Annotated in this window: 35 protein-coding genes; 8 read left to right on the top strand and 27 right to left on the bottom strand. The window is 38.2% G+C overall.

Going from position 1 to position 24,874, the window contains the following annotated elements:
- The 18 genes from KCG49_RS04030 to KCG49_RS04115 all read right to left on the bottom strand — a co-directional run bounded on the left by KCG49_RS04030 (nt 1) and on the right by KCG49_RS04115 (nt 15,313).
- Nucleotides 1-2,805: an Ig-like domain-containing protein gene (locus KCG49_RS04030; protein WP_218544916.1), complete on the bottom strand. Its 2,805-nt coding sequence runs from the start codon at nt 2,803-2,805 to the stop codon at nt 1-3.
- Nucleotides 2,806-4,221 (bottom strand): hypothetical protein, encoded by a 1,416-nt coding sequence (locus tag KCG49_RS04035; protein WP_218544917.1) that lies wholly within the window; start codon nt 4,219-4,221, stop codon nt 2,806-2,808. It abuts the gene before it with no gap.
- Nucleotides 4,218-4,490, bottom strand: coding sequence for a hypothetical protein (locus KCG49_RS04040; RefSeq protein ID WP_218544918.1), 273 nt, complete (start codon nt 4,488-4,490; stop codon nt 4,218-4,220). The genes KCG49_RS04035 and KCG49_RS04040 overlap by 4 nt, the downstream gene beginning before the upstream one ends.
- Before the next feature lie 2 nt (nt 4,491-4,492).
- On the bottom strand, nt 4,493-4,867 hold the full coding sequence (locus tag KCG49_RS04045; protein ID WP_218544919.1) for a hypothetical protein: 375 nt from the start codon (nt 4,865-4,867) through the stop codon (nt 4,493-4,495).
- Nucleotides 4,868-4,869: 2 nt separating this feature from the next.
- A complete protein-coding gene (locus KCG49_RS04050; protein WP_218544920.1) occupies nt 4,870-5,145 on the bottom strand; it encodes a hypothetical protein in 276 nt (91 codons plus the stop codon).
- Nucleotides 5,142-5,429: a hypothetical protein gene (locus tag KCG49_RS04055; protein ID WP_218544921.1), complete on the bottom strand. Its 288-nt coding sequence runs from the start codon at nt 5,427-5,429 to the stop codon at nt 5,142-5,144. The genes KCG49_RS04050 and KCG49_RS04055 overlap by 4 nt, the downstream gene beginning before the upstream one ends.
- The gene (locus KCG49_RS04060; RefSeq protein ID WP_218544922.1) at nt 5,413-5,985 is read right to left on the bottom strand and encodes a hypothetical protein; all 573 of its coding nucleotides are present in this window, start codon (nt 5,983-5,985) and stop codon (nt 5,413-5,415) included. The genes KCG49_RS04055 and KCG49_RS04060 overlap by 17 nt, the downstream gene beginning before the upstream one ends.
- Nucleotides 5,982-6,956, bottom strand: a complete 975-nt coding sequence (locus KCG49_RS04065; protein WP_218544923.1) for a hypothetical protein — start codon at nt 6,954-6,956, stop codon at nt 5,982-5,984. Before KCG49_RS04065 ends, KCG49_RS04060 begins: the two co-directional genes overlap by 4 nt.
- Complete coding sequence (locus KCG49_RS04070; protein ID WP_218544924.1) at nt 6,953-7,570, bottom strand: DUF6046 domain-containing protein; 618 nt, start codon at nt 7,568-7,570, stop codon at nt 6,953-6,955. The genes KCG49_RS04065 and KCG49_RS04070 overlap by 4 nt, the downstream gene beginning before the upstream one ends.
- Entirely contained in the window at nt 7,567-9,570 is a 2,004-nt protein-coding gene (locus KCG49_RS04075) for a phage tail tape measure protein (protein WP_218544925.1), read from the bottom strand. Before KCG49_RS04075 ends, KCG49_RS04070 begins: the two co-directional genes overlap by 4 nt.
- Before the next feature lie 247 nt (nt 9,571-9,817).
- Nucleotides 9,818-10,156, bottom strand: a complete 339-nt coding sequence (locus KCG49_RS04080; protein WP_218544926.1) for a hypothetical protein — start codon at nt 10,154-10,156, stop codon at nt 9,818-9,820.
- A 5-nt stretch (nt 10,157-10,161) separates the two neighbouring features.
- On the bottom strand, nt 10,162-10,602 hold the full coding sequence (locus KCG49_RS04085; protein ID WP_218544927.1) for a hypothetical protein: 441 nt from the start codon (nt 10,600-10,602) through the stop codon (nt 10,162-10,164).
- 2 nt (nt 10,603-10,604) lie between these two features.
- Nucleotides 10,605-11,834 (bottom strand): DUF2586 family protein, encoded by a 1,230-nt coding sequence (locus KCG49_RS04090; protein WP_218544928.1) that lies wholly within the window; start codon nt 11,832-11,834, stop codon nt 10,605-10,607.
- Nucleotides 11,834-12,211, bottom strand: coding sequence for a hypothetical protein (locus KCG49_RS04095; RefSeq protein WP_218544929.1), 378 nt, complete (start codon nt 12,209-12,211; stop codon nt 11,834-11,836). Before KCG49_RS04095 ends, KCG49_RS04090 begins: the two co-directional genes overlap by 1 nt.
- A complete protein-coding gene (locus KCG49_RS04100; RefSeq protein ID WP_218544930.1) occupies nt 12,204-12,593 on the bottom strand; it encodes a hypothetical protein in 390 nt (129 codons plus the stop codon). Before KCG49_RS04100 ends, KCG49_RS04095 begins: the two co-directional genes overlap by 8 nt.
- Nucleotides 12,590-13,027, bottom strand: a complete 438-nt coding sequence (locus KCG49_RS04105; RefSeq protein WP_218544931.1) for a M15 family metallopeptidase — start codon at nt 13,025-13,027, stop codon at nt 12,590-12,592. Before KCG49_RS04105 ends, KCG49_RS04100 begins: the two co-directional genes overlap by 4 nt.
- A gap of 51 nt (nt 13,028-13,078) precedes the next feature.
- Nucleotides 13,079-14,083: a hypothetical protein gene (locus KCG49_RS04110; RefSeq protein ID WP_218544932.1), complete on the bottom strand. Its 1,005-nt coding sequence runs from the start codon at nt 14,081-14,083 to the stop codon at nt 13,079-13,081.
- Between the two features lie 72 nt (nt 14,084-14,155).
- Nucleotides 14,156-15,313 (bottom strand): ATP-dependent Clp protease proteolytic subunit, encoded by a 1,158-nt coding sequence (locus KCG49_RS04115; RefSeq protein ID WP_218544933.1) that lies wholly within the window; start codon nt 15,311-15,313, stop codon nt 14,156-14,158.
- Between the two features lie 200 nt (nt 15,314-15,513).
- Between KCG49_RS04115 and KCG49_RS04120 the strand changes: the two genes are divergently transcribed.
- The 8 genes from KCG49_RS04120 (at nt 15,514) to KCG49_RS04155 (ending at nt 21,865) form a co-directional block, all read left to right on the top strand.
- On the top strand, nt 15,514-16,011 hold the full coding sequence (locus KCG49_RS04120) for a hypothetical protein (RefSeq protein ID WP_218544934.1): 498 nt from the start codon (nt 15,514-15,516) through the stop codon (nt 16,009-16,011).
- Nucleotides 16,008-16,271 carry a hypothetical protein gene (locus KCG49_RS04125; RefSeq protein ID WP_218544935.1) on the top strand — a complete coding sequence of 88 codons (264 nt, stop codon included), beginning with the start codon at nt 16,008-16,010 and terminating at the stop codon, nt 16,269-16,271. Before KCG49_RS04120 ends, KCG49_RS04125 begins: the two co-directional genes overlap by 4 nt.
- Nucleotides 16,268-17,782, top strand: coding sequence for a hypothetical protein (locus KCG49_RS04130; protein WP_218544936.1), 1,515 nt, complete (start codon nt 16,268-16,270; stop codon nt 17,780-17,782). The genes KCG49_RS04125 and KCG49_RS04130 overlap by 4 nt, the downstream gene beginning before the upstream one ends.
- Complete coding sequence (locus tag KCG49_RS04135; protein ID WP_218544937.1) at nt 17,779-18,198, top strand: DUF1320 family protein; 420 nt, start codon at nt 17,779-17,781, stop codon at nt 18,196-18,198. Before KCG49_RS04130 ends, KCG49_RS04135 begins: the two co-directional genes overlap by 4 nt.
- Complete coding sequence (locus tag KCG49_RS04140; RefSeq protein ID WP_218544938.1) at nt 18,195-19,484, top strand: phage portal protein family protein; 1,290 nt, start codon at nt 18,195-18,197, stop codon at nt 19,482-19,484. Before KCG49_RS04135 ends, KCG49_RS04140 begins: the two co-directional genes overlap by 4 nt.
- 221 nt (nt 19,485-19,705) lie before the next feature.
- Nucleotides 19,706-20,737 (top strand): phage minor head protein, encoded by a 1,032-nt coding sequence (locus KCG49_RS04145; protein WP_218544939.1) that lies wholly within the window; start codon nt 19,706-19,708, stop codon nt 20,735-20,737.
- An 84-nt stretch (nt 20,738-20,821) separates the two neighbouring features.
- Nucleotides 20,822-21,334: a hypothetical protein gene (locus tag KCG49_RS04150; protein ID WP_218544940.1), complete on the top strand. Its 513-nt coding sequence runs from the start codon at nt 20,822-20,824 to the stop codon at nt 21,332-21,334.
- Between the two features lie 15 nt (nt 21,335-21,349).
- Nucleotides 21,350-21,865, top strand: a complete 516-nt coding sequence (locus KCG49_RS04155) for a hypothetical protein (RefSeq protein ID WP_218544941.1) — start codon at nt 21,350-21,352, stop codon at nt 21,863-21,865.
- A gap of 58 nt (nt 21,866-21,923) precedes the next feature.
- On the opposite strand, the gene KCG49_RS04160 is transcribed toward KCG49_RS04155, so the two are convergent.
- From KCG49_RS04160 to KCG49_RS04200, 9 genes are all read right to left on the bottom strand, one after another.
- Nucleotides 21,924-22,157: a hypothetical protein gene (locus tag KCG49_RS04160; protein WP_218544942.1), complete on the bottom strand. Its 234-nt coding sequence runs from the start codon at nt 22,155-22,157 to the stop codon at nt 21,924-21,926.
- Nucleotides 22,154-22,336: a hypothetical protein gene (locus KCG49_RS04165; protein WP_218544943.1), complete on the bottom strand. Its 183-nt coding sequence runs from the start codon at nt 22,334-22,336 to the stop codon at nt 22,154-22,156. The genes KCG49_RS04160 and KCG49_RS04165 overlap by 4 nt, the downstream gene beginning before the upstream one ends.
- 23 nt (nt 22,337-22,359) lie before the next feature.
- Nucleotides 22,360-22,773, bottom strand: coding sequence for a hypothetical protein (locus KCG49_RS04170; protein WP_218544944.1), 414 nt, complete (start codon nt 22,771-22,773; stop codon nt 22,360-22,362).
- 26 nt (nt 22,774-22,799) lie between these two features.
- Nucleotides 22,800-23,000: a hypothetical protein gene (locus KCG49_RS04175; RefSeq protein WP_218544945.1), complete on the bottom strand. Its 201-nt coding sequence runs from the start codon at nt 22,998-23,000 to the stop codon at nt 22,800-22,802.
- Nucleotides 22,984-23,256, bottom strand: a complete 273-nt coding sequence (locus KCG49_RS04180; protein ID WP_218544946.1) for a hypothetical protein — start codon at nt 23,254-23,256, stop codon at nt 22,984-22,986. The genes KCG49_RS04175 and KCG49_RS04180 overlap by 17 nt, the downstream gene beginning before the upstream one ends.
- A gap of 89 nt (nt 23,257-23,345) precedes the next feature.
- A complete protein-coding gene (locus KCG49_RS04185; RefSeq protein WP_218544947.1) occupies nt 23,346-23,537 on the bottom strand; it encodes a hypothetical protein in 192 nt (63 codons plus the stop codon).
- Nucleotides 23,538-23,565: 28 nt separating this feature from the next.
- Nucleotides 23,566-24,336, bottom strand: a complete 771-nt coding sequence (locus KCG49_RS04190) for a DUF1281 family ferredoxin-like fold protein (protein ID WP_218544948.1) — start codon at nt 24,334-24,336, stop codon at nt 23,566-23,568.
- 161 nt (nt 24,337-24,497) lie between these two features.
- Nucleotides 24,498-24,722 carry a DUF7220 family protein gene (locus KCG49_RS04195; protein WP_218544949.1) on the bottom strand — a complete coding sequence of 75 codons (225 nt, stop codon included), beginning with the start codon at nt 24,720-24,722 and terminating at the stop codon, nt 24,498-24,500.
- Nucleotides 24,719-24,874 carry a hypothetical protein gene (locus KCG49_RS04200; protein ID WP_218544950.1) on the bottom strand — a complete coding sequence of 52 codons (156 nt, stop codon included), beginning with the start codon at nt 24,872-24,874 and terminating at the stop codon, nt 24,719-24,721. Before KCG49_RS04200 ends, KCG49_RS04195 begins: the two co-directional genes overlap by 4 nt.

Raw genomic sequence — 24,874 nt, forward strand, 5'->3', positions numbered from 1 at the left:
TCAGTTATTAATTAAAAGTTGTTTCTTAACAGCCATAGTATTGTTAAATTCTGTATTAATTGAAGTAATATTTACAGTAGAGGTATCTGTAAAAGAACCATCATTAGTGGTTACCGTTATTGAAACTTGTCCAGCTTCTGAAGCCGTAAATAGTCCTGTTTGGGATATTGTACCAAAAGAAGTATTGGATCTACTCCAGACAACGGTAGTGTCCGTGGCATCATTTGGTTCCACAATAGCATTGAATTGATAATTTTGCCCTTCAGTAAGTGTAATAGAATCAGGCAATCCATTAACTCCTGTTACCGGTATATTTTGAACTACTTCTGTTATTTTAATATTATCCAAAGTCACTCCGTCTTGGGCAAATATTCTTATATCATCAAAAGAATTACCTGCGGTGATAGTCGTGGAAACTTCTCCTTCGTCATATATTAAAGCATCCGTAAAAGCATTCTTTAGTCTAATTTGGACCCATCCAGATCCCGTTTTATCAAATTCAACTAAATAAGTACTTCCTTCGGTAAGGTAACTATCCCCTTGCTGAAACATCGCAGTGCCTCCACTATTAGCTCCAGCATTTAGTTTACCGTTACTTATTGTCCAGTCACCTTGTAAAGTCCAACCTGTTGAATCTAAAAAACATGGATTTACCACTAGATTATCTTGGGTATCCACAGTACAAGGAATTTCTTTTAATACAACATTATCCAAGACAATAGTGGCATCATCTACCAATACTCTAAAAACAAATATGCCGCTAGAACCGGTATTAACAAAATTTATAGTATGAACACCCACGGTTGATGGCGGTGATTTATAACCACCATCGTAATAAATTCTAAAGCCTGCTCCCTCGTCACTTATAACTTCGTACGTTAATTCATATTCTTTACCAGTTTCCACTACATCGCTATTAGTTCCATTTGTAGCAAATGTTCTACCATTGGCTTCACTGGATAATTTAGTTAAATGTAACTGCCCATCAATTATTTCAGCAGCACCTTCAATACTCCACCATCCCAAAGGATATGAATTGCTATCTATAGTACCGTCAGTTGAAAAACATGGGTTTATAAAAATGTTATCAACAGTATCAACACTACAGCCAGCTTCAACAGGTAAATCATCAGCAAGATACCCTAAGAAATCTTCAAAATCAGAATAACCATTAGAGTCTGTATCATCTGTTCCATCTTTTGATAAATTACCAAATTCTGAGTTTTCCCAAGAGTCTGCCATACCGTCATTATCGGAATCAGTATAAGGCGTACCATCGTTGTATTCGGGAAAAGTATTATCGGTTACGTTATCCGTACCTTCCCTATTGGCAACATCAGACATAGCCCTGTCATCTTCCGAATCCCTGTATTTGTAATTACCCACTACAGGCAATAAATTGGTCTCGATTTCGCTATTATCCCACAAAGGAATACCGCTCTTTATTATAGGCGTATCAAATGGAACAGAGGACCTCATATAAGAGGGTACATTGTTTGTATTGTTGGAAGAGTTTTTTCCAAACTGTACCATTCTATATTCAGGGTCACTCTCTTGTGCTGCACTCATCATTGAATCATCAAAATTACCTAAAGAGTAGATTCTTTCTCTCTCACTACTGGAACCGTTATCGGTGCCATCGCCTATCCTAAAAAACCTAATGGAGTTGGTTATTATTTGACTTGTTCCTGAATCGACTTTAGCGGTTCTTACATTGTTCACAAAATTTACTTCATAAAAATTTGTTGTAGAAACATTGCCCGCACTTGCCCCGTTACCGCAGTCGTGCCAAAAATTATTAACAAGCTCAAACACTCCGTCAAAAGTGTAATTGTGCCCACTTTCAGAAGATAGGGAGGGGTTTCTAGTTGCCGAGTTTATAAAAGCGTTTCTCCATAACGACAATCTTGGGGGGCTTCCCGTAATGAGCATACTCTTATTGTTACCTCCATAGGAATTGGTAAACAAGCAGTACTGTACCGTAACACTGTCCGTAACCCTGTTATTATAATCGTAGTTATAATTTGCTATATCCAAATTACCATCACTGCTCCACGAAAGTGAACAATGATCTACTATTATGTTTTTACCCTTGTTAACCCAAATATTATCTCCAGCATTGTAACCAGAACTACTTTCACTTCTTCTAAAGGTCAAAAATCTTATGATTACATCATCCGCATCTATCTCAAATGTAAATTTAGACGTAGCGTTTGAATTGATAAGCATGATACCATCACCTGGAGCGGTCTGTCCAGCAATCGTAATATTATTGTTTTTTATCTCCAAAGGACTCTTTATGTCCAGAATACCTCCAACCTTAAAAATGACGGTTCTAGGATTTGCGTTATCTATAGCCTTTCTTAAACTTCCGTCATAAAAAGGAGAAGACGTATCCGGTACAAAATATGCGTAATCGTTATCATCGTTACCAAAATTGTCAAATATTACCTGATTTATCTGATCTTGGCAAATCTCAATATTTAGCCTAGAGTCTCCAGATACATCGCTATCATACGGACTGTACGAAGTATTTACATCCAAACCTACAGAGGTTTTCCATACGTCCGGTAAATTATCGCCGGCTATATTTGCAAAAGTCTTTACCCGGGAACCGCTTGGCTCACTATCATCACGCCATTGTGTTATTATATGGTGATCTTTAAGATGTGTGACTGATATTATGGTACCTCCACGTCCTCCCTGACTATATTTACCATATCCCTCAGCACCTTGAAATGCAGGGGTCTGAGCTTGCGATACAAAGCAAAAAGAAACGATTAATATTAATAGCAAATTTTTCATCTAATCTTTGGTTAAAGAAACATTGTCAATCGTAAAGGCATCTGAAGACGTAGAGGCGTTCAACCTAAATCCGGTAATGATCTCTCCCTGATTGAAGTTTATTGGTATGGATAGACTCCCTTCTGTATATGTTGCAAACGATACAACCTGTGCCCAACCAGCACTAGCTCCAAAAACTTCTACAGAAAAACGTCCCTGTGTTTCTGAACTCACAAGATCCAAGGTCAACTTATAATCTGTACCATTTGCTAGATTATCCGTTATTGCAAACTCAATGGAATCTACAGCAGAATCATCAAAGGAAGCAACCCCTCCAGATACGGTCCATGGCGGGGAATTAAACGTTAAATCGCTAGAATCATCAAAAGTCCCATTAACTATAAGCCCACTATCGAAAGGAGGAATCGGAGCTGTATAGTCCTGTATAATCCAATCGTCACTTGATGGGTGAATTACATTCTGTGCATCACTGGATATACTGGCATAACCATAATGGCCAGTCTTTAAAATATAAGCTTTTTGAAGCCCACTTCTATAATCAGTAACGCCTACAGCAGGTACAACCTTTAGAGCACTTCCAGTTTTGGGAGAAAAAGTGGTTACCAAAGTACTCCCGTCGTGTGTTGATATTGCTGGGTATGTCACCACGACTGTATCAACTTTAGTGGTACCGTCTACTCTAAAAGCCTCAATCAAGTGTAGTTTAGAAGATATGATATTAGTTTCCGATAAAGTATATACGGAATCTATGACCTTTAGATTATTGATTTGCGTATCAGGTAAATCAACATAACTGATATCACCGCTTACATTTGTTTTAAAACCCTGCCCTTCTTCAGGTACAATTATATTCCCACCGGAATCATAAAGCTTAATATTAAGCCCTCTTCTTCCCTCTATCTCTAAAGGATTTGTGCCGTAAGCCTTAAAGCTACCGGATTGGTTGGTAAAATCGAAATTATCAAAATCAGCTGTCATCAAAGAACCTAAATTACCATCTTGAATGGTCATTGCCTCGCTATCCGAATATATGGCAAATATGGCATCCTGACTAACCGTCAACGATCTTACTATGTTGCTTGATATAGATCCACTGGATGTATATATGTTGTCTTGAACAATGCTTGAAAGATCTACTACCCCAGAAAAAGCATCATCACCGACGCTATTGAATAAAAGATTGGTGCCTGATAATGAAACCCCAAAAATATAACCGTCATTGCCTCCCGTGATTGGCAGGTCACCGATTTTAGTATATTTGACCCTGCCGTTTGCCAAAGAATCCCAAACCATTAGTCTGGTATTGAGATCGGTTGTGGTATTCTCTTCCACTTTCTGTACCTCCAAGGTTCTGACCCCTTGTCCCTGTGCCGCATATAAAAATAGCAGCATTGTAAATGTCATTAATTTTTTCATCTTCTTATATTATATTCTAATAGTTCCAATTTAGCCTCTTTATCATCAATTGCTACGATCTGATATGTGCAAAGTGCAGTGCCTTTCAGTTTCAAGGGATCTACATTCACAAATGTTAAAAAGTCGCCAACTTCCTTTTTGCCTCTGTTGGAGTTTCCGACACCCTTAAAGTGTAGCATTTCACCATCACTTATGGTTTGTAGTTCGCCCCTGAGGAAAGCCCAGAAGCGTTGAAAAAAGTTTTCTCTCTGTGTTACTTCTATTATCATATTTATGGTATTGGTTCAATTCTTATATAGGTATGCACTATCCAATTAGCGTCATCTGATTGGTCGCCTCCAGTCCATTGTGCCAAGGTCCATATAATGGTATTGTCTCTCATATATTCAAACCCGTAATCATAGGGTTCAAATACTTCAGCATTGGCAGGATTGTTATTCTGCGGATGCTTTATAAATCGAACTAACTGACCGTTAATTTCAGTTGTGAGCCCAAATAGTTTTTTAACCTTTTCGCCAAGCTCAGCGATACTGTTGTAACCATCTTCATCGTGCTTTGTTCTATCGTTTAGCTCTTTAATCAGGTTGGCACCTTCCTCAACGGTATAGGTCTGGTTATTAAAATCTCTTATTTCCTGTTGGTTCATATCTATTCAAATAATCCGTTTTCAAATAATCCAGCTTCAAACAGGGTTAATACATAGTCTATTGCAGATAATGCCGTTGCTGGGCGCTTATCCCTGCTTTTATAATATTGCTGTATGTCCTTTGCACTACTTTCAATCTTTGGAATTTGTAATTCGGTTCCAGGAACCAAAGCTTCCGTTATACTAATCTCATTTGCCAAAGACAATTCAATTAACTCATTCAAGGACCCAAATTCCTGAATCGATATATCCAATAAAGATTGTTTTTGTAATATCATTCAACCTGTCGTTTTAGGTTAATAAAATCCTTTATTTGGTTATAGTCCTTTCCATCTCTTTGCAAATGAAGCTTAACACGCTTCTTAAGCTCTGAATTGCTGACATTCGTTTTTACTAACTGTATTAAGTTGGCACCAATCAAGGGATCGTTTTTAAATTCGCCCTGGTTAACACGCAATATCAAACTCACTTCCTGAGTCAAACTTTCACCGATTAACAAATCGCCATTGGCAATGATAATATCATCGTTTTCATCCAATAAAAAATCAGTTTCCGTTGCCATGTTTTATGGTTTCATTTTTAATATTTGCTAAGTCTGCACGCTGCAAACTTGTAAATTGACCGGATAATCCTTTTAAAGCAGCTCCACCATCATTTGGTGACGTTACCCAAGAACTAAATACCTGTTGAATCATCTGCAGTATTTTAGTGTTCTTATCTATCTGCAATTTTAGTTCTGGGGCTTTCACAATACCTTCATAGTTCTCACCGTTCAATGTCAGTTTACCATTGTTTAAATAGGCTTTAAACCCTGTTTTATCAATAATTTCAATACCTTCAATTTCATTGGCAGATATTAAAAACGTCTGAGCGTCATTGTTCAGTATGACACCAATTAGGCAAAGTGTACCAAGTACCGGTTTTATGTTTACCGATCCCAATCCCAAAATCACGTCAAAGAACTCTAGATCATCTATTAGATCCTTAACTACCATGGTTCGGTTATTCCAATCCACAGATTCTACTTTTGCGTAGTGAGTCTGTATTTTGGCTTCACCTTTTATGGCTTTGTTTAAAAGGCTTCCAAACTCTTCTATTTCGCGTCCGTTTCGTTTCATGCCACTGCACCTCCCAAGGTGATTTCTTGTCTTATACTGGCGTTCTCAAAACGCTTTTTAACAGCTTCTACATAATAGGTTCCTGATCGCTCGGAGTAAAGTGAACTCTCCAGCTCTACTTTCATGCCATGGTATACTGATGGTGTTCCAAAACTTGTAAAGCTGCCATCAAAACCTCCACGCTTTCTGAGTTCATAATCCTTTTGCATTAACTTCTCAAGCTCGGCCTTTAACTCAATATTGTAATAGGTCAATTGAAAATCGTCTCCACCTTCCTCACCAATTATAGATTCTATCTTAGTGCCATTGGCCAATACCGAAATACCTTTTAACCTTAAAACAATATCTTCAGCGCTTCTATAGTTTAAGTCATTACTGACAGCGTTTCTCTCGAGATGAAATTTTACCGTTTCGCTGTCACTATCATCAGAATAGTATTTACCACAAACCAATTGCTTACCTTTCATATAACTGTAAAGCTTATAAGGATCCTTTTTAAGCTTATCCAAAACTTCAGCGACATTTGTTTTTGGAAAACGAACGCCTCCGAGTGTTACGCCTTCAAGCGCATCTACATCGTATCCGGAGGCGATTTCGTTCAATAGCGTTTCAAGTGTTACAGATTTATAACTCACATTTACCGGAAGCTGCTTTAACTTCCACATTTCATCTTCACATTGTATTTCAATGGGAATATTTGCTGAAGCTTGGGTTACATAACCCTCGAACTCATTGACTATCCCATCATTATTGTATCCAAATTCTATCTTAACAGGTCTTCCACGTCTAAAGACGTCCTTTACCTTATTTCTGTCAAAGAACTTAAGGTTTCTGGGCAATCGTATCACTGCTTTATCAGTTAACAGCTTAAAGCTGCTTTCAATCTCTATTGAGTTGACCAGTCTTATTATTAGCTCAGGTTGATTCTGATAACTGGCAAACGTTATTTTACAGATCATGGCTAGTGTCATAATCCAGCTAATTCTATTGGTTGATCACTACTGGCCGTAATTTCAAAAGGAATCACATTATGCCTTCCTTGAGGTTGTCTAAAATCGATTTCCTCAATTGCAATTCTGTAAATATTCTTATCTATAAACAGATCACCATCAACCTCAATACTGTTAACGACAGCCTCCCATTTCAACAGTTCGTTCTGCAAATCATATGCTTTTTCGGTTGGAGTATCCAAACAAAGACCTCTGATACGTATCTGCCAATCGTCAAAACCATATATTTCTTTTACGGTACCATTATCTCCCAACACATTGGTTTTGGTAATATTCTTGGCACGTCTAAAATCCACTACGGTCGTTGGAGGCAGATCAAAGTCTTTTAATGATTTGTTTTCTAACTCACCCGATTGATTGTAAAACTGATACTGCTGACCTATGAACTTTACCGGAAACATAATCGGTGTACCCATCCAACTCAATTTCTGGGCTTCCTCATCTTCTACCGTTTGTATAGACTGGTAATTGGCACTTCCGTTATTTTGACGGCCTTCATTGACTTTGTACACAATTGGCACAAAACCAAAGGCTGCATTAAACAATTGCGATATGTCTGGCTTAAAATTGCTCATACACTTAACATGGCATCTCGGAGGCGATCATTGATCTTACCGGTAACCATATCTGCTATTTTATCTATTTTGGAAGCTGCAGCATCCGCAACTTTGAAATGGTTGTTAATAGTCAATGTCATCTGAACGCTCTTGGCAATGCCTTTGGCATCGCCTTTAAGACCACCAGATTTATTGGTATCCGCATTGGTTTTGCCATCTAACTTTGGCGCAACGATTCCTGGAGAGTTTAAATTTTCTGCAGATGTTGCAGTAGAGTCTTCCTCACCTTCCTTTATTTTTAGGGATGCACCAGCTTTTACAAAAGCTCCAGTAGCTTCAAGTGTTAAATCTGCAGCTTTCTTATAACCATCTATAATCGATTGTTTGCGAGATTCAGTATCGGCATTGATCTGGTTGATCATCTTTTGGTTTTCCGTACTATCTCCAAGGCCCATAGCCTCTTTAAATTTGTACCAACCAAGTTTAATCTTATTAATACCAATCATCAAGCCATTAATCATCAGGTTCCAATTAGCTTTAACACCCTCTATAAAAGCACCAAATAAAAGTTTAGCACCTGTCCAGGTATAGTTCCAGGCTTCTCCCCAACCTTCTACTTTAGAGACCATCCAAACAATTCCGGCAACCAAAGCTGCTACTGCAACAATTATTAAACCTATTGGATTGGCAGTCATTGCAATATTCCACAACCATTGTGCTGCGGTTGCCACTTTAGTAGCTGCAGCTTGAACCCAAGTCACTTTACTCAAGCTCGAAACTATCGGAATCATAGAAGCCATAAAAGTGACTACTGGAGATAATTCCACGATGCTTGAAGCAATGCCTCCAAAAGTTTCACTAAATGATGATCTTAAATCAGCCAACCATGCTCTAATACCCGAGTTCGCAGATTCAACCGATGGAATTTTATTGATATCAAGGTCTATACTGTCGAGACCTTCGATCCATGCCATACCAGCGTCTTCTCCTGCACCTTTAAAAATATCGGCCAAAACCAATTGCTTGGCTTGGGTTGTAGCGCCTTCCATGGATTTGCTGATCATCCTTACCGCTTCAAATGTTGTCTTTCCGGCTAAGTCTTCAACTTCAATTCCTATGGCTTTTAAAGCATCTATCTGAGGTTGTCCCATTTCTTTTAATGAGAGATCGGCTTCTTTTATAGAATCGATGGCCTTATCACTAAAAATGCCTTTTTTACCAGCTTGTGCCATCATAGCAATGGCCTCAGACTGGCTCAATCCCAACTGACTTATAAAAGTTGGATATTCCTTAAGTTGATCTATAAAATCACCATTGATGTTGGCACCCTTTTCAAAACCTGCCTCAATCAATGCCAGGTTCTCATCATAAGAGCCTCCAATCAATTTGGTCATGGCATTAGCAGCTTTGGCAATCTCTTCAGGATTTTCCTTAAATACAGCACCTAAACGGTAAGCCTTTTCGGTGAGGCTATCAAGCTGATCACCACTCTCTCCAGACATACGCTGAATGTTGGTTCTCAGTTCCTCTATTTCTGTTGTAAAAGCCAACCCGTCTATGGCCTTATTGACTAACTCAACCGTTTGGTTGGCCACTACAACAGCAGCGCCCCAATTCGCTTTTAACTTGGCAGGATCTGGAGCGTTTTCTATTTCTCGCAGTTCGTGCTCAACTTCGGTCAATTGCTCTTTATAGCGTCTAACTTTGTTCTCGGCCTGCTCAATATCAAAATCAATCTGAGACTTTAATAAAGGATCAATGGAATTACCGAGATCATCGAGATGTTTTTTAAGCCCATCAATCTTTTTTTGTTCCTGGTTAATTTCAGAGCCAAGATCATTAAAACTTTTTATGGCCTGTTGGGCTGCAGCTTTTGCGGTCTCATCCATATCATCCATGGCTGCCGTAACGTTTCGTACGGTTGCATTGACTGATTTAGTAGCTTTATCTACACCACGCATCGGAGCCGTGACCTTGTCCATCAGCTCTAAAATCCATGTGGTTTTTGTACTACTCATTATTTGAGACTTTTAAAGACTTGGTTAACAACATCGACCAAAGCACTTTTACTGCTGTTTTCAATTATGTTACTGAGGTTCTTAAACTCAACCGCTTTTACATAAGCATATTCCTGATAGAGTTTTGCCCATTCCTCATCGCTGAGGGCTTCTGGTTCTATTTGGTAATGGCTACGTAAAAGCGCGTTGACTTTTGGTATAAAATGATGACCGTTATCCTCTTCATCAACCTCTAGGAGGAAGCGGTCTAACGCTTTTTTATGGTACTCTTCGCCTCAGTTTTTAGTTTCTGTAAATTCTGAAGAACTTCTACATAGACGCCTCCGTCTTTGTCCAAAGCTTCCATATCACCTCCGAGCACACAATTTGAAATCAGGGTTTTATTGGTTTGCTGTACGTTCTTAGAAACCGCATGTTTACCCATAGCTTCTAAAACAGCTCTGTCTGGCTTTCGTAATACAAAATTGTATGACTGGCCATCAACTTCAACCTCTAGATCCACAATACGGCTTTTGCCATATTTGGCTTCCCAAGCTTTGTTTTGCTCATCGGTGATCTCAGCGAATGTGGTATATGTTTTGCTCATCTATTTTAAATTACGTTCCACTCAATATGTGATACGATAAGGTCGTATTTGGTTGAAATGGTACCATCGTTATTCTTAACATCAACACCATCGTTCATAAACTCACAGTTACGGATACGATCCTTTACAATCTCACCATTGCCTTTTTGATACTGTACATTGATATCAAATGGCAATATGTTTTGAAGACGCCTACCTGTAGCTAAAGCTGCTTTAATGGCATCAGCCTCTTCTTTATAAAGAGTGATTGAAGCTTTAGCCTCATAATTACCTTTAGAGCGACCTACCGGATACATGCCTGCACCAGGAACATTTTCTTTCTTTACGGTATCGTCATAAGCAAGCTCAGTAATACCTTCTACATCTCGTGACAGCAAATTCACAGTGATGTCATTCCATCCCTGCATGGTGCCAAACTTGTTAATAATAGTTGTATCTGTTGTCATGCCTATAATTTATCGGTTAAACCTAAATCCACTTCAAACTCAAAGACAATATCGTCAGTTACGATCTTACCTTTTACTTTAAGCGGTGAATCTTCGCCTAAAACTTGTTTAGGATCAATATAGAAATCAAAACCACTGATTTCATTGTCCGTTATCATTACCTCAAGAGCTTTATTAAGTCTCGAGTTCCAATCTGCAATTGTAGAAGCTCTAATAGATCCCGTCTCAATATCTTTCTTTACAATACCTCTAACACGTGGAATCAAAGTCTGTCTGATGTATCGCACCGCTTTGTTCCAAACACGATTATTCTCTATGTAGGCGAAATCATTCGCTTTTTCTACACAAGTAGGTGAGCTGTTAAAGAATACACCTCCATAACCGTTAAAGGATCCTGCGTAGATGTAACCGGAATCCGTTAAGGATTTTTGGTCAGGATTTGACAAGTCACTAAACGATCGTCCATCAGATAATGTTGAAGATGACCATTTACCAGTGGTTAAACTCAATGGATAATCCTCTCTACCTTTAAAGCCGCTAGGTTTATTTAAGATATCAACCGATCCTAAGTTTTCATTCACTTGTCTTACACAGACACCACCCAAAACTGCACCGACTGATGCATATTTTGCATAAGAAGCATCTAGAGCTGCAATTGCAGGATCTTGTGCAATGCTAACAGAAACATTTGGAGCATCCTTGGCACGCAGGTCAGGATAGTTGGCAATTGGTGTTAAAGCAGCTGCCTCACCGATACCTTCTAAAATAACCGCATCGATGTAACGCTTCTGAGTTGCAAAATCATTGACAAAGGTTTGTACATTCTCAACTTCATCGTCTATTGTAGGAACAGCAACATTATGGTGTAAAATTCCTATAACATTGGCTTCTGGTACATTACGTACTGCAGCAATCAAATTAGCATCTGCAACGATAGCAGATGGTGTCTGATCAACCGCAACCGGTATAAGATGAAGTTCGCCATCTGGACATAATGCAAAGAACTCTGTAATCGCATGATGTACCAAGGCAGTTTCATTGGCATCGTAAGCCGCTGTTATACCTAAATCCTCAGCGTCTTCAGGTTGCAATAGCTTATGTGCCGTGTTCGCTATAGCGGTGGTGCCTGCCAATGCCATACCAACTATAATAATAGCCTTGTTATCATCGCTTGGGTTTCTACGGCCCAGCCCACCATTTAGCTTATTTGTGTTTACAGCCTGAAAACTCATTAGGCATCAGATTTTAATTCATCCAAACGTGCCTTTAAAGCTTCTACAACCGTTTTTCTTGGTTTTTTAGCTTCATTTTCGGCATCTAAGTATTTTTTCGCTGATTCAGCATCCGCTGTCTTGGCAAACTCAATGATGTCATCTGCTTTTGAAAGTGTATCAGAAGCATCATTGTTCTTATCAGCAACACCTGAGTTCTCATTTTCAAACTCAGTCACCTTCAATTTTTCATCAGATGATGCATGAAGATCTGCACGGTTTTTGCTCAAAAAAGCATTACCATCATTGGTCACATATCCTTTTTCGGCATTAGGATAATCCTTGAACAGTTTGTCCGCTTTCTCTTGTAGCTGCGACTTGCTTAAAATTTTACTCATCGTTCTTTTTTTTGTTTTTGTTCTTTTTACCGAAAAGCCTTTTAAAAAAGCCTGGTCGGTCTTCCTTTTTTTCTTCAGGAACTACAGTGAGCGTATCACCGTTTTGTTCCTGTTGTTTTATTTGGTTGTCTATAACCGGTTTTACATCTAGGGTGACTTCACCTTTACGGTTCTTTAACTTTTTGATCTCGGTCTTAAACTCATTGGTTATGGATGTGGTTTCCTTACGGATCGCTTCCATAATCACCTCATTATTCGCCTCCAGTATTCTTTTTGTAGTGGTATCAACGGTTTTATCCATCACCTTGTAACAAACAAAGGCTCCAGCTAAAAAAGCGACAATGCTTATTCCTAAATTTTCAGCAGTGTTTCTCCAAGTCATCTGCAAATACATTTTAGTTGAAAGTGCATGCCATCTTTTCGCGTCCAATCACCTCCCCAATCAAAACCGGCATCCGTAAAACAGGCTACCAATTCTTTACTCATTTCAGGGTCTTTGCCTAATCGGTTCCACGCTGCATTTAGGTCAACAGCTATGGCCCAACTATGAAGTGACCAACTTTTTAAACCTCTTTTTTTACGGATGTTAAAGCAACCGTCCCAAGTTTTAACTTCATCACACAGTCCTCTGTCTATGATATTATTAAAAGCTTCCTCTAGAGGTTTTACAAGATCTTTATTGCAATAGATCTTATTTGGTAAGACAGGTGTTGCATCGTTAATATCCTGTGGAACGTCCCACAGCACCATGTGCTTATATTCCATCTGCACATTTGGTGTGCCATATTTAGCGATACATAACTTACTGGTTACCATTTAAGCAAATTTTAAAGCAGCTTTAATACCTCTTAAAGCTGCTTGTTATATCTAGGCCTTACCAGAGATAATTGCCGCACTTCCCTCAACACCATAGGCAACGATGATATGGTACAATCTAAAGCCGATTGTATTCTCTCTGTTTTCAGGATCATCTGAAGACATACGAGCAAATCGTTTTATGGTACCAGCTGCTTTTGCTGTACTTCCTTTATGGAATACAACAGATGACTTACGACCAGGTGTCGCTGAACCATATGGTAATCTTTGAAGCGTAGTATCATCATACTCAGGTGTAGTTGAATCCTCATAGACCTTAAAACCGTAGTATTTGTTACTAATCGCTCCCTCAGGATGATTGTGGTATTGTGTGTAGAACTTTCTATCCTCTTCCAATAAGTCAGATACATGGTCATCGCATAATACCAGGATTCTACCTTTTTTACTGATTCCGGCTTTGTTCATTTTTGCCTGTAAGTTTCTCAAATCCTTAGTTTGAAGCTTTAGACGTCCGGTACCATCAGATTCACCAGTCGATTCCAATACAAATTGGTTTTCTGGTTCATCGTTCTCTAAAGGTGCCAAGCCCCAAATGCCGTACTCCATAGTTTCATCCTCTAAGGTTTCTCTATGTTGCATTTGTACGTCACTTACCTTTTCGTATGGCAATGCATAGAGTTCATCATCAGTAACGACCGTATTCTCAGTATCGAACTTGTGCAATGACACCACAACGTGGCTATCATCCCTTTCATTCTTTACAATAGGATAGTTGGTGTTGTTGATCAGAACGGCAGGTGCTGCACCTCTCTTAGGTATTTTAATAATGTCGTTATTGACCCAGCTTTGTTTGGACCTTATCTCAGAGACCCATGTATGCTCGTAACGCAATTGCTTAAGCATCTCACGCTCCGCCAATTCATTTTTAACCGGAAGCGCAACCGTTGTAACAGCCATAGTTACGGATTCTCCACCTGATGCTCCAAAGGCATTGCCTACTGCCGTTAGACTGAAAACCGCAATAATTGCGAATAGGAATTTTAAAATGTTTTTCATCGTTATAATTTTTGTTGTTTTGATAAGTGTTAAGTATGTAGATTTGGGGTTTATTGTCTCAATTTTTATTTCTTATTTTCTAGCAGCTTCCATGGCTTTATAGCGTTCTGGATCCTCGGCCAAAATTTTCTCCAATGCTTCAGGATCATTATCCAAGTAGTCATCAAACGTCCATTTTGCTTTGGCACCTTCACCGTCTTCACCGTTTTCCTGGTTGAGCTCTTTGCTCAGTTTTGGTTTTGGTGTTAACGCATCAATAGCGGTTTTTGCAGCTTCAAAGTCTGCAGTTGCCAATTTCTCGTAAGCAGAAACTTCCTTAGCCGTGTATTTTTTGTCCTTAAGGCCTTTAGCGACCAATTCCTTGACTTCAGCAGAAACCTCGGTTTCGTCTTCGTCTTCAGTTTCCTTTTTGCCTTTCGATTTTGGCTTTTTCTCTTTAGAATCTTCACGATACTTTAATGCATCGATTTTCATTTTAGATTTCGCTTCAGCAATTTGCTCGTCGGTTGCATCAGCATCTAGGCCTAAATAGGCGATTAACTCTTCTCTATCCATGATTAATTTTGATTTATTCTTAGTTTTTGCGCTCACTTCTGGCACAATAGGTGCACCACAAGCTGCGAGTGAATCCACATCGAATTCTGTAAATGACTCAACCTCACCTTCAATAGCATCCACAAAACCTTCAGCTAAAAGCTCCTGTGCATCCATCCAGTAGTCACCATCTTTCCAAAGGGCTTCTATTTCAGCTTCGGTTTTGCTTGTTTTTTTGGCATAAGCTTTTTTATAGTCTTTAGTGATGTTTTCACCCAATTTAAGTGAGCTTTTAATCTCTTTAATGTTACCACGTGCACCTATCATAGGCATATGAATCATACCTTGAGTGTTAGATTTTATTGTGGTATGAAAGTGAGATGTTAAATAAGTAAATGCAGAAGCCATTAGGGCATGAACCTTAATCTTTACCTCATCGAACTGCTGAAACAAAGCCAGTAAATCATTGGTAGCAAATACAGAACCGCCTTCAGAACTTCCCTCAATGACTGCATTTTTAGCGCCAGATTTAAGAGCTTCATCTATTTGTGTTCGTAGCTTACTGCCATCTTCAGCGGACCAGGACCAAATACGGCCAATAATCTTAAAATAAGCAACACCTTTATCTACAGCTGCAGATATAGAACCTACTTCTTTTCCTTTTTCAGAAAACGCTATGAGTTTTTTGTAAATCACAGGGCAAAAATCAATAGGAAAGCAAGCCTAAAAAAATCTCTGTACGGAATCAGGAGGTTTTTGATACGGTTTTTGTAACGATAGCCTACAGACTTCGTATTTAAAATTCCTTTACAGAGGTATCATTAGGATATTTGCCAAGTACTTAAATAGTAAGAATGGCAAAAGATAAAGCGAGAGCTGCTGGAAAGATTTTGTATGTGGATCAGGGGAAAACCGCCAAAGATTCAGCTAAACTTGTAAAAGTTACCGAAAAGACATTTGGTAACTGGATTGAAAAATACGGTTGGAAAAAACTTCGTGATGCAAAAGAGAATTCAAGAGATCAGCGTATCGATAATATCAAAAACGTTATCGATGGTATCACTGAAGACCGCCAAGCTACAAGGACGCGGTTAAACGAGTTAAAGGCCGATTTAAAAACCTATTTAAATACCAAGGACGATGATGCCGTTGAGATCACTCGGGAGATGATCACGGAAGCGCGTAAAGAAATCGTTGGTTACGATGACGCCATCAGCAAATGGAATAAAACCCTTGAGAACTTTGATAAGGAGCGAACGGTTTCACTTTCCAATTACCTCTATGTTATGGACGAAGTGTTTAAGGATATGCAGATGGTAGATACAGACCTGTATTTAAAGACCTTGGATTTTCAAGAACAACATATTACTAAAGCCAGTTTAAAACTAGGATGATAAAGAAACTATTAAGCTTCCTTTGGAACGGAGCCGACCAGAGACAGTATTTTATTGAGATTGGTGTTTGGTTCTTAAAAAAGGGCATTGAAGTCGAAGTTGGCCAGATCATAAAGGAGAAAAAAATAAACCACGTAAAAGGCAAGCCTTTGAAAGTTACTGTGGTGAAGGATGTGATTTGGAGTTTAAAGGAAAACACTGTAAGGCACATCGAGGAGACACAATTGATTTCTGAAGACCAAAAGTACACCAAGAAGTGAAACGCAAAGACAAAATAGCATTAGAGCGCTATAAAAAGCGTCTTGAGTTTGCCCGAAGTTCTGGTGAAGTCAATCCTTTTGAGACCAAACAAGAACAAAAGGAACGTATCGAACGTGCTAAGAAGGACTATGCATATATGTGCCAAGAGTACTTTCCGCATTATGCCACTTCCAAACCTGCAGATTGCCACTTAAAGGCCGCAAGACAGACCTTAAGAAATCCAATTATCAAAAAGTTTGATGAGATGCCTCGTGGTTTTGGTAAATCTGTTATGGATGATATACTAATCCCATTTTGGCTCTGGATGAATGATCAGGCACATTATATGGTTCTGGTTACGGTTTCAAAAGACAGGGCTTCAGAATTGCTAGAAGACTTGAGAGCTGAATTTGAGGCCAACCCAAAAATCATTAATGACTTTGGCGAACAAGCAGGCACTGGACAATGGGAAAAAGGCTTCTTTATAACTCAAGGCGGTTTTATGGCTAAAGCATTAGGTGCAGGACAATCAGTACGTGGTTTACGCGTAAAGAGCCAAAGACCAGATTACATTGTCGTTGATGATCTTGAGACTAAGGAACTCATAAAAAATCCAAAGCGTCAAGACGAATATGTAAAATGGATTGAGCGTGATTTAATACCGACCATGGACGGTCCTATAAGACGTCTTATATACGCCAATAACCGGTTTGCTCCAGTTATGATACAGACGAAGCTTCAGGAGCGTCATCCAGATTGGATTGTAAATCATGTTAAGGCTTATGATCCTGTAACCTATAAACCAACATGGCCAGAAAAATACCATGATGATTATTATCGAGAGTTAGAAAAGGAAATGGGAACCTTGGCACTAGAGGCTGAGTATTTACAAATCCCAAAAGTAGAAGGCTACTACTTTAAGCCAGAGCATATCCAATACGGTAAAATGCCAAAGCTCAACCAATTTAAAATCATTATTGGCACTTGGGATGTTGCCTATTCCGGAAGTGCTACTGCAGATTACAATTCCATTGATGTTAAAGGGATTTATAATAAAGATTTCTGGGTCATTGACACTTTTGTAAAGCGCTGTAAAATGCGTGATGCCGTTGCTTATATGTGTAGTTTTCAAAAAAACCTACCTAAAACCGTAACGGTACACTGGAGGTTTGAAGCTCAGTTCTGGAATGATGAAGTTGAGCGTGTAATAAAGGAAACCGAAAAGACTTTTGGAATAAAGCTTAACATTCTAAAGATACAGGTTCCTAAGGTAAAAAAAATGGATAGAATTTTGAGCTTGCATCCGTATTACCAAAACAGCAGGATATTCTACAATGAAAAATTAAAGAGCCATAATGATACTCAAGTTGGTATTGCACAATTATTATCCATTGAACCCAACTATAAAACCAATGATGATTATCCGGATTCACAGCAAATGGGCATCGTGTTGATGGAACCTTATAATGTTGAAAATACTGGTCTCAATTACCGTCAAGGCAAAATGCGACCTAAAAACGAAAGAATATGATTTACATCACAGATGATGATTTAAGAACCGATAGCTTTCAGCGCTTTATTGATGACAGTACGGCTGATTTTGCAGATGCAAAAGACAATGCTGAACTCAAAGCCATTGGCAAAGTAAAAACACTGATTAAAGGGCGTTACGACGTTGATCTCATTTTTGATGAACAAAATCCACTGCGTGATGAGTATATGGCCGACATCATTACCAAACTTACACTTTGTAAAATTTTCAAAAGGAATGCCGGTAGAAAACTGCCAACTGATCTAAAGGAAGATTGGGAATGGGCCATGAAGCAACTCGAAAAAATAAACGGTGGTAAAATTGTACTGGAGCTTCCGGTTAACACCGACGATGAAGGCAACCCAACCGCAAAGCCCATGTTTGGCAATAACAGTAATAAAGACTTCTATATATGAAATTACCTAAGTTTATATACGATCCCATTGCAAATTATATCCTAAGGAATACGGATGAATTCACGCTTAAAGTTGCTGCAGCTACAAAGTCGGGTAACAACTATGCCTCTGGTAAAATTACCAAAGAGGCAGAGACCATGGCCGCACAAACACTTAAGGAATGGAAGAATGCACTTTTGCTCGCTACCGATCCTGAGGAGCCTAACTTTTTGTTACTGGATAAACTCTATAAAAACCTAAAGTTAGACAGTCACCTGGTTGCCTTGTTTGAAAACCGAACCGAACCAGTACAGGGAGCACCATTTAAATTAGTGGATGAGTCCGGCAAAGAGGATGAGGATGCCAAGGAACTATTGGAGGCGATGTGGTTTATTGATTTCATTGCTTGCTGTATGAACAGTAAATGGGAAGGTGTAAAGGTTGTAGAGCTTTATGACCTCGATGACAATATGATGCTGAATGATATTGAGGAAATCCCTATGGCACACGTTATACCTACTAAGGGCATAATCACCAAAGAGGCAGGTGGTACCACAGGCTGGAGTTATAAAGAGGGTGTATTTGCAGATAACTATATACAAATAGGCAAAGATGGTTTTCTGGGACTAATGGCACAATTGGCACCTTTGGTATTGGGTAAAAAACTAGGCTTCGGTTCCTGGTTAGACTATATTGAAAAATACGGAGTGCCTCCTATTTTTGCTATTACCGATCGCGAAGACCAAGAACGTATGGATCAGCTCTTTGAGGCCTTATTGAATTTTAAGAGCAATAACTTTATGGTTGGCCGTGGCCAGGAAGAATTTACGATAGGTAAGGACATGTCTGGAGGCAATGTAGATATCTTTGATAAATTGATATTGCGTTACAACTCAGAACTGAGCAAACGTGTTAATGGTGCCACTGGTACCACAGATGAAAAAGCGCATGTAGGTGCTGCACAAGTGCATGCTGATATTCTTAAAACAAAGCATAAACTCGACAAGTTCTTTGTAAAGGTCATCATCAACAATCAATTGTTTCCAAGGTTGGTAAAGTTGAGTCCGGTATATGCTCCTTTGGAGCGTTTAAAGTTTGAATGGGACGATACCGAATCACTAAACCTAAAAGAGCTTTTAGAGTACATTGAGAAGCTGAGCGTTAATTATGAATTTGATATTAAGGAACTGGCCATATTGACCGGATTGCCAATTACGGGATTAAAGCAAACCGCTTTACCTGCACCAGAACCAAAAGAAGATCCAAAACCCGATCCTAAAAAAAAAAGTCTAAAAAAGGTAGTTTAGACAAAATTGCAGCCTATTATAATCTTAATTGTTGCGGTTCTGATAATGCTGCACCTTTTGCGCTTTCTCTTACAAAATGGAACAAGATCATAGAGCGTGTTGCTAAAGACCTTCATAATGGTAAAATAAAACCAACTGATCTCAGCGAGGAACTTCTAAAAACCACTTACGGTGAGCTCAATTCTGCATTGGCTGAAGGTTATGGTACCAGATTTTCTAAAATGGACAAAACGAATACCAAAACGGTTCAACAGCTGAAGCAAAACATCTACAGGTTCTCAGCTGCAAAAACATATCAAGAGCTTCAAAAATTCAATACTTATCTCGTTGATGAAGACGGTAAAGAGCGTTCGTTTAATGACTTTAAGAAATTAGTCTTGGACAAACATCCAGCCTATAATCTCAATTACCTGCAGGCAGAATACCAAACCGCTAAAGCTTCAGCACAAATGGCCGCTAAATGGCAGCAATTTCAACGTAACAAATCGAGGTATCCTAACTTAAGGTATAAAACGGTGGGTGACGAACACGTGCGTGATGATCATAGAACGCTAGATGGATTTACAGCAGCTATCGATGACAAGATTTGGGATCGAATTTACCCACCTAACGATTGGAGATGTCGTTGCTATGTACAGCAAACCGATGCATCAGTTTCGGATACTAAACTAAAGCTAGACTTTATGAAGCCTGAGTTTAGTGTAAACGTGGGTAAAACAGGTGTTGTGTTCAACGATAAAGCGCATCCTTACTATGTTATGCCAAAAAAGGACAAGGATGCCGTAAACGTGGCTCTTGAGAGTTTTAAACTTCAGGCAGGCTATGGCCGTGCCAAATATACTTCCAATAGTGGAGGTAAGGTCTTTGTAAGTGACTTTGTGGATCCAAGAGATTTGTTTGATAATTACCAAGTTGCAAAAGCTTTGGCCGATAAGGGCATGACGGTAAAAATAAGACCTCATATTGACGGCAGCGTTATAAAGAACACCAAAAACCCGGAATATTTAATAGGTAAAAAGATTTCTGAGCGAAAAGCTCCCAAGGGCTTAAATTTAAGAAACGTATTTAGAAAAGCCGTAAGACAAGGTAGTGAAGTGGTGGTGATTGATTTAATGGATAATGAAAACTCAATAACTGAAGTTAAAAAGGTTGTAAGTAAACAACTGAGCAGAACGGATCGCTTTCCTTCAATAAAAGAAGTCATCATTATTTCAAAAGACAAAAAAGCGATTGAACGCATAAAGCGTAAATAACAAAAGCAACCTTGCGGTTGCTTTGCTGTGATGCACATTCTTGATATTATCGCGAACTTCGTCACAATGCAAATATAACAAAATATGAGCCAAATTAACCAGATACCCGATTTTTTAGGTATGGCAGAACAACTAAAAGTTGATCTACAGATGGATGCCGAAATAATGGGTATGGATTTTATACACCAAAACTTCTATGATGAAGGTTGGCATGGTGCTGCTTATGAATCTTGGGAAACCAGAAAACAAAGCAGTACCTACAACTTGTTGCGCGTTACCAACTATCTATTTAATAGCATCAACGTATCCAGCAGCTCTGTAGAGCAAGTGGTTTTTGAAGCTGATGCTCCTTATGCTGAAATACATAACTCTGGTGGTATATTAAACATTCCTGTAACAAAACGTTCCAGAAAGTTCTTTTGGGCCATGTTCAAAGCCACTGGAGATAAGAAATGGAAGTGGATGGCACTTACCAAAAAGGAACGTTTTACTATAAAAATGGATAAGCGTCAATTTATGGGTGATTCACCTAGCTTTGATAAGCAATGGGATGCCCACGTAATCAATGAAATTTTAACACGATTTAAACGTCTTTAAAAGCCTATTTAAACCATGCAGAATTGGAAAGATCTTTATTTAGAACATGCTGAACTTATTAGTGATGGCATTGCCGCTATCAACTGGGTAGACCTTTGGCACAACCAGGTTAATTTTTTAACAGAGGAACATCCTTTTGCAACACCTGCAGTATTTTTGAGTTACCGTACATTGACCACGGATGATGTTGGCCAAAAGGTACAGAACGTTAAAGCACAAGTGGATGTGTATCTGTATTATGAGACCTTTGCCGACACCTATAAGGATGCCGTTAACCAGGAAAGCGCGTTGGAGTTTATTGACCTTATGGATGAGATATACAAGTTACTGCATGGCTCTAAAGGTGAAAATTACAGTAGTATGAGGCGTCTGGGTTTTGCACCAATGGATACTGGTAACGCTGGTAATCTTTATCGAATAAGCTATGAGTGTATCTTAATGGATTACTCGGCCATAAAGCAATATACTGATCACGAGCTCGAGGAGATTGATGTTGAGCACTCTGACGATCCTTACGAGATTGAAGTGTAATAAAAAGCCCGAATACGTCTTGTCGTAATTCGGGCTTAGCTACATTAATTAGTCGGGCCTAGCCCAGTTTATCTTTTTTAACGATAATAGGAAAGGTAGCCCTTTCAATTATATCTTTGATTGATTCAGTTTGGTTCTTGATTATCTTTGTTGTTTGATCTAAAAGATTTATTGGATCTTCTCCCATGTATATTGCATCTACAACTTTTCTAAAAACTTGCTCTGTTTGATACCTATTCATTCCATCATCAAATAAGTTTATTACTTCATCTATTGAATTGTATTTTCTCATACTCTATAAAATATTATATCCTCAATGGTTCTGACTTCCCTGAAGAATTTTTTTGCAAGCTTATGCTTTATCCAAGCATCAGAAAACTTCTGTACACCATATTCTGTGACATTGATAAGACGCTCATGTTCTGATCGGATTGCTTCGTAGAATTCATTGGTCTTTGTTTTAGCAGCCATGGTACAAATTAAACACTAAGGTTTTAATTTTCCAAAAGCAGTTTTACATCTGTAAATTCCTCAAAGTTCTTTTTACCTGAGCTCAACAAAAATCTATCGCTTGCAGAAAACTCATCTATTGGTTTTAAGGCTTCAGCTTCGTTGTAGTAATTAACAGCCTTTTTTAATATAGGAACAGAAAGTTCTAGTTCTACCATAGCTACCTGAAGTGCTGCATTGTAATAGTCATCTGCAATAAGATAAAGTGCAGATGCCTTGGCTTTATTGCATTTTTCCTGAGGCTCTATTGCGCATAGATCTTCTATTTGAGACAAACCTTCTTTTAGAACTTCTGTAGTCGATCTAGATTTTATCTTATCCTTGTAAATGGTTTGTAAATCCTGAGCTTGTGCAAAGCCCATAACGAGCAATGCTAATGTTAATAATGATGTTTTCATAATGTAAATTTAAAAAATTAAAACAACTAACTGATAAGTTTATAATCATCACCTTTTATCACTTTTTCTATATTAGTATCGAAGGTTTTATTTTCATTTTGAAATGTCACTGCTATTACATAATCACTGCTAGAAACCACATTTGTAGCTCTAATCTCTGTAATCTTAAATTCTTCCCCATCAATAGTGTAGGTTTGCCCTTTAAAAACTTCATTCAAATATGCCATAATCCTCTTGTTTTTTTATTGCGATAAAATCAACCCAACCTGAAACCCAACACTGTTTAAAATGGGCTTGATATCCAAAATGCTCACAGGCTCTATATATCAATTCTTGGTTTTGCAACCTTACGGGAAACCCTCCGTTTGTAACTTCTTCTTCACCCTGCTTTAATCTCTCCCATATCATTCCGAACTCAACCCCATGAACAAAATCTTTTGGCCTGTCATCAAAGCTTATTAATAAACTAAATTCTCCGCCCATTTTTGCTACAGTTTGTTTAAAATCTTATCCATTCGTTCTGCGAGTTTAAAAATGAAAAGCCATATTGTTCTTGCTACTTTTTTCAAAATCTACAGTTTTCGTTTAAAGTAAAACTTGCGACGATTTACTTCTGTTGGGTTGTCAATTGCGTATCTAACTTCAACACTTATCAACTCCCATTCATCTTCAGCCATTTCAGAAAGGTATTGAGCGATAAAAGCTTCACTTAATTCATGGCTAAACTTGTTTTGGATTAAATATTCAATTTGTTGTTTACTCATAGTTTCTAAATTTTACACTAATTTTATACTATTCTTCCTCGTCTATGTACTGATATTTTCCATTAACTAAATGGTAATATTTTTCAGCGTCTGGATTCAATTCAAAAGCAATCTCATAACACTCATTACTTAGATTATCCGGTTCTCTAAAATCATGATTTCCATTTTCAAAAATTCCAAGCCCACAATTAGATCCAGTATCTTCATCAGCGTACTTATAGTCAAACTTTACGTCTGGAAATTTTTTGCTCAACAATAAAATTAAATTGGGAACTCCGTTCCATGCTGTTTGAAAGTAAATTGTATCTTCTGTATTTCGTTCATCATTCAAACCATAAGCATTCCATTTAGTGCCCCAGTTTTTTTTAGACCATTCAAACCAACTTGTATCACCATGATTTCTGACATTTCTCAAGCATTGAACGAAAATCTCAAATTCATCATCAGATAAGTCTTTTACATTTCCTTCACGTTTTGCTGTAAGATGATCCATAGCGGTTGATGCAGCCATTCTAGTGGAAAGAGCCGAGTAATTTCTTTCTTTAAAAAGTTCTGAAGGCGACTTATCTAGTGGCTTGAATAAGCAATTAAAATCTAATTGACCTGTACATATTTCAACCCACATCTTTATACCAGAATGTGCATGAACATCTAATCCCTTTGGCATTGGTATTATCTTGTTAAAATCAATTTCTATTTCATTATTGTCGTCATCCTTAGCTTTTAATGAATCAAGTACTTTCTTTATTTCACTTTTTGAGCCGATTACTCTTAATCTATTTTGTATATGATTTGGCATTTTCTTTTGTTTTAAATTATTACAAATAACTTGTTACCTTAATTCCTTTTACTTTTGTTTTTGTATGCCTGTAATCGCCAAAAACTAATTTTGGTTTTGAAGATATGATCTTTTTGTATTGCGTGTTTTTAAATTTATCATTGTTCATAAAAACCAGGTGCTTAATTTCTTATACTTTGAACTTTATTATTGAACCATCTACGGATCACATAGCTCCTAAGAATGGAGATAATGGTAAAGTAGATGGTAATGACCAGGTTCTTGCTTGGATTGCTATGAAAGCCCACCAATGGGAATATGGCAAAAGTACTCAAATAGCTTATTACAAAACCTACTGCCGTATTGGTGACGGCTTCCTTTAAAGATTGTTTTTTAGTTTGGCTCATTGATCTAATTGTTTTTGCCCTTGGTTAATCTTATTTGTAAATCTTGGACTTGTAATTAGCAATTCTACCTCATAGAGCTCTTCTGGTGAACAAGCATTTAAAAACCGTTCAGGTGTAACATCTAGCTCAAATTGTTTTATGATTTTTGGCAT

Origin of the sequence: Winogradskyella luteola (assembly GCF_019203985.1) — a bacterium.
Lineage (GTDB): Bacteria > Bacteroidota > Bacteroidia > Flavobacteriales > Flavobacteriaceae > Winogradskyella > Winogradskyella luteola.

What these genes read in the sequence shown, in the direction of transcription:
- KCG49_RS04145 (WP_218544939.1), top strand. Translation starts at nt 19,706, where the DNA reads ATGGACAAAACGAATACCAAAACGGTTCAACAGCTGAAGCAAAACATC.
- KCG49_RS04160 (WP_218544942.1), bottom strand. Translation starts at nt 22,157, where the DNA reads ATGAGAAAATACAATTCAATAGATGAAGTAATAAACTTATTTGATGAT.
- KCG49_RS04135 (WP_218544937.1), top strand. Translation starts at nt 17,779, where the DNA reads ATGATTTACATCACAGATGATGATTTAAGAACCGATAGCTTTCAGCGC.
- KCG49_RS04110 (WP_218544932.1), bottom strand. Translation starts at nt 14,083, where the DNA reads ATGAAAAACATTTTAAAATTCCTATTCGCAATTATTGCGGTTTTCAGT.
- KCG49_RS04170 (WP_218544944.1), bottom strand. Translation starts at nt 22,773, where the DNA reads ATGAAAACATCATTATTAACATTAGCATTGCTCGTTATGGGCTTTGCA.
- KCG49_RS04200 (WP_218544950.1), bottom strand. Translation starts at nt 24,874, where the DNA reads ATGCCAAAAATCATAAAACAATTTGAGCTAGATGTTACACCTGAACGG.
- KCG49_RS04060 (WP_218544922.1), bottom strand. Translation starts at nt 5,985, where the DNA reads ATGAAACGAAACGGACGCGAAATAGAAGAGTTTGGAAGCCTTTTAAAC.
- KCG49_RS04040 (WP_218544918.1), bottom strand. Translation starts at nt 4,490, where the DNA reads ATGATAATAGAAGTAACACAGAGAGAAAACTTTTTTCAACGCTTCTGG.
- KCG49_RS04095 (WP_218544929.1), bottom strand. Translation starts at nt 12,211, where the DNA reads ATGAGTAAAATTTTAAGCAAGTCGCAGCTACAAGAGAAAGCGGACAAA.
- KCG49_RS04195 (WP_218544949.1), bottom strand. Translation starts at nt 24,722, where the DNA reads ATGAGCCAAACTAAAAAACAATCTTTAAAGGAAGCCGTCACCAATACG.
- KCG49_RS04175 (WP_218544945.1), bottom strand. Translation starts at nt 23,000, where the DNA reads ATGGCATATTTGAATGAAGTTTTTAAAGGGCAAACCTACACTATTGAT.
- KCG49_RS04085 (WP_218544927.1), bottom strand. Translation starts at nt 10,602, where the DNA reads ATGACAACAGATACAACTATTATTAACAAGTTTGGCACCATGCAGGGA.
- KCG49_RS04180 (WP_218544946.1), bottom strand. Translation starts at nt 23,256, where the DNA reads ATGGGCGGAGAATTTAGTTTATTAATAAGCTTTGATGACAGGCCAAAA.
- KCG49_RS04125 (WP_218544935.1), top strand. Translation starts at nt 16,008, where the DNA reads ATGATAAAGAAACTATTAAGCTTCCTTTGGAACGGAGCCGACCAGAGA.
- KCG49_RS04055 (WP_218544921.1), bottom strand. Translation starts at nt 5,429, where the DNA reads ATGGCAACGGAAACTGATTTTTTATTGGATGAAAACGATGATATTATC.
- KCG49_RS04185 (WP_218544947.1), bottom strand. Translation starts at nt 23,537, where the DNA reads ATGAGTAAACAACAAATTGAATATTTAATCCAAAACAAGTTTAGCCAT.
- KCG49_RS04190 (WP_218544948.1), bottom strand. Translation starts at nt 24,336, where the DNA reads ATGCCAAATCATATACAAAATAGATTAAGAGTAATCGGCTCAAAAAGT.
- KCG49_RS04075 (WP_218544925.1), bottom strand. Translation starts at nt 9,570, where the DNA reads ATGAGTAGTACAAAAACCACATGGATTTTAGAGCTGATGGACAAGGTC.
- KCG49_RS04065 (WP_218544923.1), bottom strand. Translation starts at nt 6,956, where the DNA reads ATGACACTAGCCATGATCTGTAAAATAACGTTTGCCAGTTATCAGAAT.
- KCG49_RS04165 (WP_218544943.1), bottom strand. Translation starts at nt 22,336, where the DNA reads ATGGCTGCTAAAACAAAGACCAATGAATTCTACGAAGCAATCCGATCA.
- KCG49_RS04050 (WP_218544920.1), bottom strand. Translation starts at nt 5,145, where the DNA reads ATGATATTACAAAAACAATCTTTATTGGATATATCGATTCAGGAATTT.
- KCG49_RS04100 (WP_218544930.1), bottom strand. Translation starts at nt 12,593, where the DNA reads ATGACTTGGAGAAACACTGCTGAAAATTTAGGAATAAGCATTGTCGCT.
- KCG49_RS04150 (WP_218544940.1), top strand. Translation starts at nt 20,822, where the DNA reads ATGAGCCAAATTAACCAGATACCCGATTTTTTAGGTATGGCAGAACAA.
- KCG49_RS04090 (WP_218544928.1), bottom strand. Translation starts at nt 11,834, where the DNA reads ATGAGTTTTCAGGCTGTAAACACAAATAAGCTAAATGGTGGGCTGGGC.
- KCG49_RS04155 (WP_218544941.1), top strand. Translation starts at nt 21,350, where the DNA reads ATGCAGAATTGGAAAGATCTTTATTTAGAACATGCTGAACTTATTAGT.
- KCG49_RS04105 (WP_218544931.1), bottom strand. Translation starts at nt 13,027, where the DNA reads ATGGTAACCAGTAAGTTATGTATCGCTAAATATGGCACACCAAATGTG.
- KCG49_RS04080 (WP_218544926.1), bottom strand. Translation starts at nt 10,156, where the DNA reads ATGAGCAAAACATATACCACATTCGCTGAGATCACCGATGAGCAAAAC.
- KCG49_RS04140 (WP_218544938.1), top strand. Translation starts at nt 18,195, where the DNA reads ATGAAATTACCTAAGTTTATATACGATCCCATTGCAAATTATATCCTA.
- KCG49_RS04045 (WP_218544919.1), bottom strand. Translation starts at nt 4,867, where the DNA reads ATGAACCAACAGGAAATAAGAGATTTTAATAACCAGACCTATACCGTT.
- KCG49_RS04035 (WP_218544917.1), bottom strand. Translation starts at nt 4,221, where the DNA reads ATGAAAAAATTAATGACATTTACAATGCTGCTATTTTTATATGCGGCA.
- KCG49_RS04070 (WP_218544924.1), bottom strand. Translation starts at nt 7,570, where the DNA reads ATGAGCAATTTTAAGCCAGACATATCGCAATTGTTTAATGCAGCCTTT.
- KCG49_RS04030 (WP_218544916.1), bottom strand. Translation starts at nt 2,805, where the DNA reads ATGAAAAATTTGCTATTAATATTAATCGTTTCTTTTTGCTTTGTATCG.